The organism is Actomonas spartinae, assembly GCF_051209155.1.
Lineage (GTDB): Bacteria > Verrucomicrobiota > Verrucomicrobiia > Opitutales > Opitutaceae > Actomonas.
The window spans coordinates 138034-151829 of sequence record NZ_JBPJGB010000004.1 but is presented as its reverse complement, the minus strand read 5'-3'; the positions used below and the strand labels follow the sequence as shown (position 1 = coordinate 151829).

The 13796-nt window shown below is 63.1% G+C and carries 13 protein-coding genes; 6 read left to right on the top strand and 7 right to left on the bottom strand.

Annotated features, from left to right (window positions below):
* Nucleotides 1–102: 102 nt before the first annotated feature.
* Nucleotides 103–372, top strand: coding sequence for a hypothetical protein (locus AC0MRV_RS17530; RefSeq protein WP_472765805.1), 270 nt, complete (start codon nt 103–105; stop codon nt 370–372).
* 124 nt (nt 373–496) lie between these two features.
* Here the strand turns inward: AC0MRV_RS17530 and AC0MRV_RS17525 are convergent, their stop codons facing one another.
* The 5 genes from AC0MRV_RS17525 to serS form a co-directional block, all read right to left on the bottom strand.
* Nucleotides 497–1864: a UDP-glucose 6-dehydrogenase gene (locus tag AC0MRV_RS17525; RefSeq protein ID WP_472765804.1), complete on the bottom strand. Its 1368-nt coding sequence runs from the start codon at nt 1862–1864 to the stop codon at nt 497–499.
* Between the two features lie 49 nt (nt 1865–1913).
* Nucleotides 1914–3209, bottom strand: a complete 1296-nt coding sequence (locus tag AC0MRV_RS17520) for an aminotransferase-like domain-containing protein (protein ID WP_472765803.1) — start codon at nt 3207–3209, stop codon at nt 1914–1916.
* 113 nt (nt 3210–3322) lie between these two features.
* Entirely contained in the window at nt 3323–5278 is a 1956-nt protein-coding gene (ftsH, locus tag AC0MRV_RS17515) for an ATP-dependent zinc metalloprotease FtsH (RefSeq protein WP_472765802.1), read from the bottom strand.
* Between the two features lie 169 nt (nt 5279–5447).
* Nucleotides 5448–6479, bottom strand: a complete 1032-nt coding sequence (tilS, locus tag AC0MRV_RS17510; protein ID WP_472765801.1) for a tRNA lysidine(34) synthetase TilS — start codon at nt 6477–6479, stop codon at nt 5448–5450.
* A gap of 33 nt (nt 6480–6512) precedes the next feature.
* On the bottom strand, nt 6513–7787 hold the full coding sequence (gene serS, locus AC0MRV_RS17505; RefSeq protein ID WP_472765800.1) for a serine--tRNA ligase: 1275 nt from the start codon (nt 7785–7787) through the stop codon (nt 6513–6515).
* Nucleotides 7788–7972: 185 nt separating this feature from the next.
* On the opposite strand from serS, the gene AC0MRV_RS17500 reads away from it, so the two are divergent.
* The 4 genes from AC0MRV_RS17500 to AC0MRV_RS17485 all read left to right on the top strand — a co-directional run bounded on the left by AC0MRV_RS17500 (nt 7973) and on the right by AC0MRV_RS17485 (nt 11787).
* Nucleotides 7973–8782 carry a sulfotransferase family 2 domain-containing protein gene (locus AC0MRV_RS17500; RefSeq protein WP_472765799.1) on the top strand — a complete coding sequence of 270 codons (810 nt, stop codon included), beginning with the start codon at nt 7973–7975 and terminating at the stop codon, nt 8780–8782.
* Between the two features lie 17 nt (nt 8783–8799).
* A complete protein-coding gene (locus AC0MRV_RS17495) occupies nt 8800–9717 on the top strand; it encodes an LpxL/LpxP family acyltransferase (RefSeq protein ID WP_472765798.1) in 918 nt (305 codons plus the stop codon).
* A gap of 96 nt (nt 9718–9813) precedes the next feature.
* Nucleotides 9814–10791, top strand: coding sequence for an ABC transporter ATP-binding protein (locus tag AC0MRV_RS17490; protein ID WP_472765797.1), 978 nt, complete (start codon nt 9814–9816; stop codon nt 10789–10791).
* Between the two features lie 15 nt (nt 10792–10806).
* Entirely contained in the window at nt 10807–11787 is a 981-nt protein-coding gene (locus AC0MRV_RS17485; protein WP_472765796.1) for an ABC transporter ATP-binding protein, read from the top strand.
* 104 nt (nt 11788–11891) lie between these two features.
* On the opposite strand, the gene AC0MRV_RS17480 is transcribed toward AC0MRV_RS17485, so the two are convergent.
* Nucleotides 11892–12362 (bottom strand): tRNA (cytidine(34)-2'-O)-methyltransferase, encoded by a 471-nt coding sequence (locus AC0MRV_RS17480; RefSeq protein WP_472765795.1) that lies wholly within the window; start codon nt 12360–12362, stop codon nt 11892–11894.
* Nucleotides 12363–12481: 119 nt separating this feature from the next.
* On the opposite strand from AC0MRV_RS17480, the gene AC0MRV_RS17475 reads away from it, so the two are divergent.
* Nucleotides 12482–12874: a response regulator gene (locus tag AC0MRV_RS17475; RefSeq protein WP_472765794.1), complete on the top strand. Its 393-nt coding sequence runs from the start codon at nt 12482–12484 to the stop codon at nt 12872–12874.
* A 13-nt stretch (nt 12875–12887) separates the two neighbouring features.
* On the opposite strand, the gene AC0MRV_RS17470 is transcribed toward AC0MRV_RS17475, so the two are convergent.
* Nucleotides 12888–13796: a homoserine kinase gene (locus AC0MRV_RS17470; RefSeq protein ID WP_472765793.1), complete on the bottom strand. Its 909-nt coding sequence runs from the start codon at nt 13794–13796 to the stop codon at nt 12888–12890.

The window sequence follows — 13796 nt, the reverse complement described above, 5'->3', positions numbered from 1 at the left end:
TGGGCATTAAACGCCATACTATCGCAGTCGACGGCACCCGACGGAATCGCAACCGAACGGCGAACTCACTACCCTCCTTCCAACCCCAAAAAGGAGGCCGTCATGTTCAATGTAAAAATCCACCTCGATCCGGCGGAATTCGCCGTGGTCAGTCGATTCGCCAATAAGCTGGAGGTTCGCCCGGAGGATGTGGCCTACGCTGGTCTCGACTACATCATGAGTCACACCGACGACGAAGCCTTGCGCACCTCGATCCAGGAAACCAAAGCCGCCCGCGTTGCCAACCTGCCAATCTGGGCAGATTCCGAACGATCGGTGCATGCCTATGAAGGCAGTGCCGACGACCAACCGGAGGAACACCTGCAGTTCTAATGGCAACTCGATCGACCGAGTCACCCAAACCTGTGCTGTAGCCGGCCGCGGTGAGGCCGGTTCGGGATCGTTCGCCCGCGCCAAAGCGAAGGCCGGGCGGGACAATCCCGGCTAGACTGCGCGCTCAGGCCTTGCCCACGCCGAACGCGGTGAAGCCCAAGGCCCGGAGCTGCTCCAAATCGAGCAGGTTGCGGCCGTCGAAGAGGAAAGCGGGCTTCGGCATGCCGGCCAGCACGGCCGCGAAGTCGATGGACTTAAACTCGTCCCATTCGGTCAACACGGCGACCGCATGTGCGCCTTGAGCGGCCTCTTCCGCGGAGGAGACGACCTTAAGCTGCGCGCCGGCTTTGCCTTCATCGGCCCCCAGCACATCGCGGCGAATTTGTTCTGCCGGCACCTTGGGATCGTAGACGACCACCTCTGCCATTTCGGCAATGAGATCGCGGCACACCGAAATCGCCGCGGTTTCGCGCGTATCGTTGGTGTCCTTCTTGAAGGCAAAACCCCAGATCGCGATCCGCTTGCCCGCCACCGTGTTGAACAAGGTCTTCACGATGCGAGCCGCGAAGCGCGACTTCTGCCAATCGTTCATCTGCACCACACTTTGCCAGTAGGCGGCGACCTCCGGCAGACCGAAGCTTTCACAGAGGTAAACCAGATTGAGGATGTCCTTCTGGAAACAGGAACCGCCGAAACCGACCGAGGCCTTGAGAAACTTGGGACCAATGCGGCTGTCGTGCCCGATCGCCCGGGCGACTTCGTCAACATCGGCTTCGGTCGCTTCACACAGGGCGGAGATCGAGTTAATCGACGAAATACGCTGCGCCAGAAACGCGTTGGCCACGAGTTTGGACAATTCGGAGGACCAGAGGTTGGTCGTGATGATGCGCTCACGCGGCACCCAGTGGGCGTAGACACTGGCCAGCTGCTCGACGGCTTCCTGCCCCTCGGGCGTCTTCTCGCCGCCGATCAAGACGCGATCGGGATTGTGCAGGTCGACGATCGCGGTGCCTTCCGCCAAGAACTCGGGATTGGAGAGCACCTGGAACTTCAGTCCCCGGGTGTTGGCCGCCAGGATCTTCTGGATCGTTTCCGCCGTTTTCACCGGGATGGTGGATTTCTCCACGATGATCTTCCCGGAAGTGGCGACTTCGGCGATCGTGCGGGCAACCGACTCGATGAACCGCAGGTCCGCCGCCCGACCGGCGCCTAAACCATAGGTCTTCGTGGGCGTATTCACTGCCACGAAGACAATATCAGCCGCGTTGATTTCTTCGGCTACCGCCGTGGAAAAAAACAAATTACGACCGCGGCACTCTTCGACGACCTCATCGAGGCCCGGCTCGTAGATTGGGAGGGTGTCCGAATTCCACGCATCAATGCGGGCCTGATTCATGTCCACCACGGTGACACGAACCTCGGGCGCTTTTTGCGCAATCACCGCCATGGTGGGACCGCCGACGTAGCCTGCTCCGATGCAACAGATCTTCATAATAAAGCCGGCCAGCCTTGTATCACCACCCGGGAGGGCCAAGTCTGTTTTATGAGGCTGTGCTACAATCCGGTGTCGGCACAAACGCCCGGGCCACGCCACAGAATCGCTGGGCCGCTGCGGCTAGCTGCTCCGCCCCGAGCACTCCAAAACTCAGGCGGATCGTATCACTGGGCGCGTCATCGCCAAAACACAGTTCGCCGGGCACGTATAAAACGCCGGCTTCCACACAGGCATGGCAAAAGGCCGATTCCAGTCCCGTATCGAGCCCGGCGGGAGCACGCAGCCACAAATACAAGCCGCCCGCCGGCTGGCTCCATTCCCACCCGAGCTCCGCCAGCCCACCAGCCCGCAGCGCACTATCGAGCGTCAGCATCTTTTGGTGATACGCGGGGCGGATCACGTTCAACTGCCGCTCCAATCCGCCCTGTTCCATCACCGCCTCCATGAGACGCTGATTAAAATTGGCCGTGCCAAAATCGTGATGCGCTTTCACGTGCAACATCTTCGCCCGCCACTCGATGTCGCTGCAGGTCGCGAAACCGACCTTCAAACCGGTGGCAAAGGGCTTGGTCAGCGTTGAGGTATAAAGCCTCGGAAACCCCTCCCACTCGGGAATGCTCAACACACTCGGAGCCGGCCACGGCTGCTCGTAATAAATATCTCGATACGCCGCGTCTTCGATCACCGGGATGATCATGTCCTTATTCCGCAACTGCCGGCCGATCGCGGCCTTTTCGTCAAGCGTCAGACTGCGGCCAGAGGGGTTGGAAAAATAGCTGACGAAATAAACCGCCTTCAGACGATCGGCATCGCCGTCGCGCTGGAGGTCCTGCAGCAGCTCCGCAAAGCGTGCTTCGTCGACCAGCCCGGTTTCCTCGTCCACCGGAATCGAGCGCGCCTCGATGCCCAAGCCTTTGAGCATTTCCAGAAACACAAAATAGCTTGGTCGGTCGACCAGCACCAAATCGCCCGGGTCACACAGCACCTGCATCGCGAGATACAAAGCCTGCTGCGAGCCATTGGTGATGAAGCAGCCCCTCTGCACATCGTGGTAATCGAGTTCCGGCTCCTGCGCACAGAGATGCTGCGCCAGCAAGCGCCGCAACTCCGGCCGACCGTGGTTGCTGCCGTATTGCAGGTATTCGTTGCTGTGGTCCTCCTGCGCCAATTTACCAACCACTGCGGCAACCTGCGCCACCGGCAGCGTGGCATTGTCCGTAAAGCCCGCGGCGATGGAGAGCAGCGCCGGATTCTCCAGGGCCATGGCCATCAAGCGCGCAATCGTGGGGGGCTGCGCGCGATTTCCGAGGCTGGAGAAGGTGGGTGAAACGGAGGAGTCCATGGCGAACGGGAGGCAGAGCTTGAGCCGGAGCACCCCGCCTATGCGAAAACAAAAACGACGCAGGCGGCACACCTGCGTCGTGAAAAGGGGCGAACAATCGGGCGCCGAAAACGTCAGGCGGGAGTCGGCGCGGCGGAACCTAATCCGGCTTCCGGCTCATCCTTGCTCTTCTTCTCGCCGTCCTTGTCGGCGGTCGGTTTCGTCGGCTCTTCGATCGGCTTGGAGGAGATGACCGGCGACTTGATTTCGCCGTGCTCAATGATTTCCAACACGTGCTTACCCTCGATGGTTTCGTATTCCATCAGCGCATCGGCGACCGCCTCGAGGGCCTCCTTGCGCTCGGTCAGGATGTTGGTCGCGCGCTCGTATTGCGCGTCAACAATCTTGCGAATCTCCTGATCGATCTGCCGGGCCGTCTCCTGGCTGTAATTCTCGTTGCGCGTGATTTCGCGACCGAGGAACACGGTGTCCTGGTTATCACCGTATGCGATCGGGCCGAGCGGGCTCATGCCCCAATCGCACACCATGTGGCGCGCCATGCGGGTGACCTGCTTGATGTCGCCGGCGGCGCCGCTGGAGACGTCGTCGAAACAGAGTTCCTCGGCAATGCGACCACCGAGCGCCATCGCGATCTGGTCGAGCACGCGCTTCTTGTAGGCGCTCAACTGCTCCTTGCGCGGCACATACATGGCCATGCCGAGCGCCTGCCCGCGGGGCAGGATGGTGACCTTGTGAATCGGGAACCATTCGTCGAGCAGCAGCGCGCCAATGAGCGCGTGACCGGCTTCGTGCACCGCCGTCTTACGCTTGTCTTCGTCGTCCATGACGCGGCGACGCTCGCGGCCGAAGAGCACCTTCTCGCGCGCATCCTCGATGTCGATGGCCTCAACCTTCTTCTTGTTGCGACGAGCGGCAAGCAGCGCGCCTTCGTTCAGCAAATTGGCGAGCTCGGCGCCCGACATACCGGACGTCGCGCGGGCCACGGAGGCGAGTTCCACGTCGTCCGACAGCGCAATCTTGCGCGCATGCACGCGGAGAATCTGTTCGCGGCCGACCAAGTCGGGCAGATCGACATGGATCTGGCGATCGAAACGGCCCGGACGCAGCAGGGCGTTGTCCAGCACGTCGGGGCGGTTCGTCGCCGCGACGATGATGACGCCATCGGTGGTGTCGAAGCCGTCCATCTCCACCAGCAGGGAGTTGAGGGTCTGCTCTCGCTCGTCATTGCCGCCGCCGAGACCGGCGCCGCGCTGACGACCGACCGCGTCGATTTCGTCGATGAAAATGATGCAGGGTGCGTTCTTGCGGCCTTGTTCAAACATGTCGCGCACGCGGCTGGCGCCGACGCCGACGAACATTTCCACGAAGTCCGAACCGGACACGCTGAAGAACGGCACGTCCGCCTCGCCCGCCACCGCCTTGGCCAGCAGCGTCTTACCGGTGCCGGGGGGGCCGACGAGCAGGATGCCCTTCGGGATCTTGCCGCCCATGCGCTGAAACTTCTTCGGGTCGCGCAGGAAGTCGACGACCTCGGCGATCTCTTCCTTCGCCTCGTCGCAACCGGCGACGTTCTTGAAGTTCACCTTGTCCCGATCGCGGTGCAGCATCTTCGCCTTGCTCTTGCCGAAGCTGAGCGCGCCCTTGCCCGCGTTGCGGAGTTGGCGCACGAAGAGGAAATAAAGCAGGCCGATGATGAGCAGGAACGGGATGACGTTCTGCGCGAGCGAGGTCAGGAAGGTGTTCGGGCGCTCCTGCTCAAACACGCCGGTTTCGACCAACTTATCGAGACTCGCGTCGGTGAGGCGCCCTTCCGCCGCGAAATCGGTGGTTTGTTCGCCCTTCAGGTTGGTGAACAGCGGCTCGGCGGTTTTGCCGGTGATGATCGCCCAATTGCGACCACCGGAAAGCTCCGGTCGGATCGTCCCTTTCTGCACTTGGCCGCCCTCAGCGAGCTCGATGACTCGAGCGATGTTGACCTGCGCCGCCGGCGACACGTTGGCGGGATTCAGTTTCCACACCAGGACCACGAGGCCGATCACGATGATCCACACCAAGAACACCTTGGGCATCTGGAATCGGTCGGGGGACGGAGGACGGAGCGGCTTGCGCTTCTTATCGGGATCGTTTTCGGGCATTAAATCTTGGGACTAAACGGTGAAGGTGGCGGTTCCGTGAAGATAAGTCAACGAACCCGCCGTCGGGTTTTCTGAGGAGATGTCCTCCCCTCCATACCCCGAATCAGGCCGATAGTTTCTCAAAAAACAACCGGCCGCGGCGAATTCGCACAAAACCGCCCTTCCCCAGACTGAATCGCCGGGTGGCGCCATCACGCGCCAGAGCGAGTAAATTTTCGAAGCCCGTCCGGGACAAATCCCCCGAATCCGCCTGCCGCCCCAGCCAAGCGTGCAAGGCTCTCCGCCACAGCGCCGCCGGTTTGCCGGCCAATTTTCGCAAGGACAATGATCCGTCCGCCTCGATTGGGTCCACGTCCTCCAACCACTGATCGAGCGCGGTGGCATCTTCCTCCAATAGCTCGCGGCTGAGCGCGGCGCCGGCCAACGCATCCCGCTGGGCGGCGTCGATCCAGATCGGCAAAACATTCGCCCGCATACGATTGCGCAAATAATCTCCATTCGCGTTGGTGTGATCCTCCCGCCACGTGGCACCGGCCTCGATCAGATGCTTGCGCAAGGCTTCACGCGACAGGTTCAAGAGCGGCCGCAGCCGCCATCGCCCCGTGCCAGTTTCCTGCACCGGGCGCGGTGCCGCCAGTCCCGCCGTGCCACTGCCCCGGGCGAGCCGCATGAGCAGGGTCTCCGCCACGTCGTCTTGTTGGTGCCCAGTCCACACCACCTTGGCCCGATGCCGGCGGCAAACCTGCTCCAGAAAACCCTGTCGGGCGGCCCGGGCGACTGCCTCACTGGGCGCCACGGGCGGATTCTCCCACCGCCCACCTTCAAATCGGATGCCCAGCCCCGTGGCCAAACGGGCACAAAACCGCGCATCGGCCGTCGAGGCCCGACCGCGCAATCGGTGATCAAAGTGCGCCAGCACCAACTGCCCGCGCTTGGTCGGCCAGGCGGCCCAGACCGCGAGCACCAAGGCTACCGAGTCGCTGCCCCCCGAGCAGGCCAAGACCCAGAGCCCACGATGCCCGGCTTCGCCGGGTCGCACCGCGGCCACGGTCGCCGGATGCAGCGCCTCCATCGGCACCAGCTCGCCCAACCGCATCCCGACCCGCTGCCATTTGCTCGGTTTCGCGGACGGCATCGGCGAGATTGGTGGTGGAGGCGTTCGCCCGGCTCAGCTGAAGCGAACCGTGTCGCGGCCGAAATACGGCACCAGCGCCGCCGGCAATTTCACCGAACCATCGTCTTGCAGGTTGTTTTCGAGCAAGGCCGCGAGCACACGCGGCACCGCCAGGCCCGAACCATTGAGGGTGTGCACCAGCTCCGGCTTGGCCTCGCCGCCCGCCGGCCGGTAACGGATCTTCGCCCGCCGCGCTTGGAAGGCTTCAAAGTTCGAACAGCTCGACACCTCCAGCCAGCGCTGCTGGCCGGCCGACCAGACTTCGAGGTCATACTTCTTCGCCTGCGCGAAACCGAGGTCGCCGCCGCACATGAGCAGCACGCGATACGGCAGTTCGAGTTTCTGCAGCAATCGCTCGGCATCGCCGCGCAGCGCGTCCAATTCGGCGAAACTGGTCGAGGGGTGCACCCACTTGAGCAGCTCGACCTTATCGAACTGGTGCAGGCGATTCAGTCCGCGCACGTCCTTGCCGTAGCTGCCGGCTTCGCGCCGGAAACACGGCGTGTAAGCGCAACGCTTCACCGGTAGGGCCGCCTCATCGATGATCTCATCGCGGAAGAAATTGGTCAGCGGCACCTCGGCCGTCGGCACCGCGTAGAGCTGGTCGTTCACCGTCTCATACATCTGCCCTTCCTTGTCGGGCAATTGGCCGGTGGCCGTCGCGCTGGCTGCGTTGACGAAGATCGGCGGGTTCACTTCCACGTAACCCGCCTGACCGGCCTCATCCAAAAAGAAGTGCAGTAGCGCGCGCACGAGGCGGGCGCCGTCGCCAATGTAGAACGGAAAGCCCGCGCCGGTCACCTTGGCGCCGCGCGCGAAGTCGAACGCCTTGTCGAAGCCCGGGATTTCCCAGTGCGGCTTGGCCACCGACGACACCGCGTTCACGTCGCCATGCGTCGCATGCACGACGTTGTCGTCGCCATTGCGCCCTTCCGGCACCGACACGTGCGGCAGGTTGGGCAGCTCCAGCATCGCGGCCTGCCAGGCCGTCTCGGTTTCGCGCAGCTCGTCTTCTTTGGCCTTCACGTCGCCCTTGAGCGCCTTCATTTCGCCCACCTTGGCCATGAACTCCGGCGAACCTTTGGCCAACTGGGCCATCTCGCCATTGACGGCCTTTTGCTGCGCACGGAGGGACTCGACCTCGCTCAGTTGCTGACGCCAACGCGCATCGAGCGCGATGACCGCGTCCAGGTCGACATCGAGGTGCTTCTTGGCGATCGCGGCGCGAACGAGGTCCGGCGATTCACGGAGGAGTTTGGGATCAAGCATGGTGTGCGAAAAAGTCAGCCAGCAAAAAGCACCTCCCGCAGGCATGCCAACCTCGAAAGCGGGCGGAAGCGGTTGGGCCGGACCGCCAGGCCGTCCGCTCGCGCTGCCCCACACCACGTCCCCGCTTTAGCCTTCCCCCGCGCGGCCTCCCTTTCCAACGTCGTCACTCGCCTCCGATCCGCCACATGTCCGACACCGTTCCAGCCTCGCCCGCCTCCACCGCCGCCGCCAGCGCCTGGACCGTTTTTCGCCAACCTCACTTCAGTCCCTTCAAGTGTTACATCCGCCGCGATCTCGGGCTCGCGGTCTTGCTCAACCCCAAAGTCGGCTCGACCGCCTTTCGCCAGGTCCTCGTTGAGGGTCTCACGGAGGCCGGCGCCAAACCCCAGCTCGGCCGGCTGTGGCCGTTCAACCGCACCCGACGCTACACCACGGCGCCGCTGGCGGATTACTTTCACGCCTTCAATCATCCGGAGGACTACGACTTCCGCTGCTTCGTCCGCAACCCCTACGCCCGCGTGCTTTCGGCTTGGAACGACAAATTGGTGAAGGGCTTCAACTCGCCCCAATACCCCCGCAGCATGCGCAAACTCGTGCCGGAGCTCCGTCGTTTCGCCGCCGAACGCGGTCTGCCCGGCGCCACCGACGACGCGCCTTTTCCCTTCGCCTCGTTCCTCAGCTACATCGAGTCCCAACCGGAAGGCCGCCGTAACCAGCATTGGGATACGCAACGCTCCGTGCTGCTCGCCGACCACGTGCCCTACCGACACACCTACCACATGGAGACCGAGTTCGTCAGCGGCATGGCCGACACGCTCGCGCTCACCGGCATCCCCGCCGAGTGGGTGGCGGAAAAGCTTGCCCGCCCCACCAACGCCTCCGGCAAAATCACCGAGCCCGTTTACACCGCCGAGCTCGCCGAACGCGTCCACCGCCTTTACGCGATCGACTTTGAGCGCTTCGGCTACGAGCGCGATTCCTGGCAAGGTCTCTGATTCCGTCTCTCGACCCGATGTCCACGCGCCGCAGCGAATCCTCCCACCTCGCCCATCCCAAATATTGGCCCACCTGGTTTGGCCTGGGTGTGTTCTACCTGCTCAATTACCTGCCTTGGTCGTGCAAGCGCGCCCTCGCCACCGTGCTCGGCACGCTGATCTTTCACGTGATCCCGGTGCGCCGCCGCGTGACGCTGATCAACCTCAAACTCGCCTTCCCCGATCTGAGCGAGAGCGACCGCCGGCGACTGGCCCGCGCCCACTACCGTTCGCTGGCGCTCGGCCTGTTTGAAACCTGCGCCGCGTGGTGGTCACCGTCCCATCGCCTGCCGCCCTTCAAGATCATCGGCAAGGAGCATCTCGTCACTGCGGCCAAGGCCGGCAAAGGCGCCCTCGTCGTCACCGCCCACGTTACCCTGCTCGAAATGGGCGCCCGCATCGTCAATGAGCAGATCGAGTTCAATGCCCTTTACCGCGACCCCAACAACCCGGTCGTCGCCGGCATCATGCGGTCCAACCGCGAGAAGCACCTGCGTTCGGCCATCCCCTTTGACGACCTGCGCGGACTGCTTCGGGTCCTCAAGTCCGGCGGCCTTGTCTGGTATGCGCCCGACCAAGGCAAGAAGACCAAAATGTCCGAGATCCTCCCCTTCTTTGGCGAACCGGCCATCACCAACGTCGCCACGTCTCGCATCGCCCAGATGAGTGGTTGCCGGGTGATTCCCTACTTCGCCCGGCGCCTGACTGACGGCAGCTACGAACTGCAGGTGTTTCCGCCGTGGGAGAATTTCCCCTCCGGCGACCACACCGCCGACGCGCTGCGCGTAAACCACTTCATCGAGGAACAGGTGAAGCGCGCGCCGGAGCAGTATTTTTGGGTCCACAAGCGCTACAAACGCCGCGGCGAAGGCTACCCCGACGTTTATCGCGCCTGATTGGCATCGCCCTCGCTCTGCCGAAGGCACTTGCCCCGCCGCGAAAATTGGCGGTAGCTCCTGCCACACACACAACCAACTCGAGCCCCCTGATTGATGTCTCTTCTTTCAGTTAACGACCTCCGCACCTACTTCCACACCCGCAATGGGACCTACCGCGCCGTAGATGGCGTCAGCTTCGACCTCGATCGCGGCGAAACCCTCGGCATCGTCGGCGAATCCGGCTCCGGCAAATCGGTCACCTGCTATTCGCTCATGGGGCTCATCCCCACGCCTCCCGGCCGCATTGAAAGCGGCACGGCGATGTTCGATGGCGTCGACCTGCTGAACTGCACGGCCAAGCAGGCCCGCTCCATTCGCGGCAAGCGCGTCAGCATGATCTTCCAGGATCCGATGACCTCGCTGAACCCCTATATGCGGATCAGCGACCAGCTCATCGAACCGCTTCTCATCCACGAGGACATCTCCAAGGCCGACGCCCTCAAGCGCGCCCTCGAAATGCTCGACCTCGTCGGCATCAACGACGCCGCCAGCCGCATCCACTACTTTCCCCACGAGTTCTCCGGCGGCATGCGTCAGCGGGTGATGATTGCCATGGCGCTGATCACCAAACCCGAGCTGCTCATCGCCGACGAGCCGACCACCGCCCTCGACGTCACGGTGCAGGCCCAGATCCTCGAACTCATCCAGAAGATGCAGGAGGAGATCGGCATGGCGGTCATCTTCATCACCCACGACCTCGGTGTCGTCTCCGGCCTCTGCGACCGCGTGCAGGTGATGTATGCCGGCAAGATCGTCGAGACTGCCGACACCCGCACCCTCTTTTACGAACCGAAGCATCCCTACACCAAGGCCCTGCAACGTTCGATCCCCTCGATGCAGCCGAAGGGCGCCGAACTCTACACCATCAAGGGCCTGCCGCCCGATCTGTCGAAGCCGCTGCCCGGTTGTTCCTTCGCCGCCCGCTGCGAATACGCGGTCGACCGCTGCCGCGAAGGCCACGCCCCCACGCTCGAACCGATCAACGACCATCACCGTCAAACCTGCCTGCGCGTCCAAGCCGGCGAAATCTAAGCGGAGGAACGAACCATGCCTGAGACCATTCTCGAACTGCAGAACCTCCAGACGCACTTCCCGATCAAGAAGGGCTTCCTCGTCAAAAAAACCGTCGGCACCGTGAAGGCCGTCGACGGCGTGGACCTCAAGGTCAAACAAGGCGAGGTCCTCGGCTTGGTCGGAGAATCCGGCTGCGGCAAATCCACCCTCGCCCGCACCGTGATGCAGCTGGTGCCGACCACCGGTGGCACCGTCGTGCTGGAAGGTCGCAACCTCACCTCGGCCTCGGAGGACGATGTGCTCTCCATCCGCCGCGACCTGCAAATGGTCTTCCAAGACCCCTATGCGTCGCTCAACCCGCGCGCCACGGTCTTTGCGACGCTCGCCGAGCCTTTGCTCGTGCACAAGGTCTGCACCGCTTCCGAGGTGACCGCCCGGGTCACCGAACTCATGAAGACGGTCGGTCTTTCCCCGCGCTACATGCAGAAGTATCCCCACGAATTTTCGGGGGGCCAACGCCAACGCATCGCCATCGCCCGCGCCCTCGCGCTGAAACCCAAGGTCGTCATCGCCGACGAACCGGTGTCCGCGCTCGACGTATCCATCCAGGCCCAGATCCTCAATCTGCTCGCCGACCTCGTGCGTCAGATGGGTCTCAGCCTCATCTTCATCGCCCACGACCTCTCCGTGGTGAAACACATCTCCGATCGCGTCGCCGTCATGTATCTCGGCAAGATCGTCGAGATCGGCACCGCCGAAGACATCATTGACCGGCCGGCTCACCCTTACACGCGTGCCCTCGTCAGCGCGATCCCCACGCCGAACCCGGACGAAGAACGCAACCGCAAGCGCATCGTTCTTCCCGGCGACCCGCCCTCTCCGATCAATCCGCCGAGCGGCTGCACTTTCCACCCGCGCTGCCCGCACGCCAAGGACGTCTGCAAGACCGACAAGCCGGCGCTCGAGGTTTTCCAAAGCCGCGAGGTTTCCTGCCACCTGAAGACTGAAATCTGAACCGCGCTGCGTGCGGTAAATCCCAAATCACAACCGCACCAATCCCAACCCAGCGCTCCCGCGGGTTTGAGATTTGATTGTTGGGAATTCCTCAGGTTCGGAGTTCAGCTTTGGCCGCGCGGCCAAAGCTGACGCATAACCTCATACGTCGCGATGCCGGCCGCGGTGCTCAGGTTCAGCGAACGCAGGCTTTCGTTGCGGTGGGGAATCGTGAGTCGCTGGCCCGGGCCGATCTCATCGTGCAGCCATGCCGGCGCGCCGTGGCCCTCGTTGCCGAAGACCAGCCCATCCCCATCCTCGTATTGAACGTCCCAATACGACTGCTCCGTTTTGGTCGTGAACAGCCACAGCCGACGTGGCGCGACCGGGCTCGCCTTGAACGCCGCCCAATCCGCGTGGTGATGCACGTCGAGCTCATGCCAATAATCCATTCCCGCCCGTTTCAGATGCCGATCGGTGATCTCGAAACCGAGCGGATGCACGAGATGCAACCGGCAGCGCGTCAGCGCACACATGCGGCCAATGTTGCCGGTGTTCTGCGGTATTTCCGGATTAAAAAGCACCACGTGAATCATGATCGAAAGCAGGCTGATGCTGTAAAATGAAGCAACCGCAACGCAACCGTGCAGTGAACCTAGTGCTTTACTGCCAGCGAATTACAACCTAGCACAGTGCTCCGCGAAACAAACCTGTTTTGAGCACTCCCCGCCAGCCCCACGCCGTGATTGTCGATGATGAGCAGTCCTATCTGGACCTGCTGGCGGTCATTCTGGAAGAACACCTGGAGTGCCCCGTGGCGACCTTTGCCCGGCCCGCCGCGGCACTCGAAGCCATGAAGTCGCTCGAGGTCGGTATCATCGTCACCGATTTTTACATGCCCGAAATCGACGGCGTGGAATTCCTCCGCCGCGCGGCCGAGATTCACCCCGGCGCTCCGGCGATCATGATCACCGGCCACGCCCAAGCCCTCGACGAACGCGACCGCAGTGGCATCGGTAATCTGAAGGCCGTTCTCGCCAAACCCTTCGGTGCCCAGGTGCTGGCAGATCACATCCGGCGCTATTGGCCGGCGGCCGGTGCCGCCTGATTCGCCCTCTTGGTCACTCGATCACCAGCCCGCGATTGTCGGCGCACAACAGGTGTGCCGCACTCTCGATGCCCTTGGCTGAAAAGGCGGCGCGCATAGCCGCCGCCACCTGCTCAGCGTGCTCGGCGAAACTCACGCACAATACACTGGAGCCACTGCCACTCAACCAACCGCAAAGACCGCCGGCAGTCTCGCCGGCGGCGATCGCCTCCACCGCGCCCACGATGCCGGGCAAACGATAGGGCTCGTGCAGAAAATCTCCCACCGCGCCGCGCAGGTTCTCGTAGTTGTGCGTCGCCAGCGCCGCGGTCAGGTAGGCCGCACTGTTCACGCTGCGCACCGCGTCGAGGTGCGCCAGTTGCGTCGGCAGCACGCCGCGCGACGCCTTGGTGGCGACTTCCGTCACCGGCGACACGACCACAAAGCGCAAGGTATCATCGATCTCGATACGAACGAGTCCGGCGTAGTCGGCCGGCGTGACGCCACAACGGGCGACGCAAAACCCACCCAGCACCCCGGCGGTGGCATTGTCGGGGTGACCTTCGATCTTCGTGATCACCGCCGCCATATCCTCCGGCGAGAGCGGCGAGCCGGCCCAGTGATTGAGCCCGGCCATAACGCCCGCCAAGACGGTCACGCTCGAGCCCAAGCCGCGCGCCGGAGGCACGTCGCCTTCGATGCGATAGCGGAAACCCGGCACCTCGGCGCCCGGCACGTTCGCCTGAAACGCGGCGATGGATTCGGCGACCAGGTCGGTTGCCCGTTCGTCGGACGGCCGTTCGCCACGCCCCACCCCGGCAGCAACGCCATCGGTCGGCGTGAGCCGCACGCGGTTGTAGATCTGCAAAGCGAGGCCGAGGGTATCAAAGCCGGCGCCACAATTGGAGGTGCTGCCAGGGACGCGAACGGTGACGGGCGACAT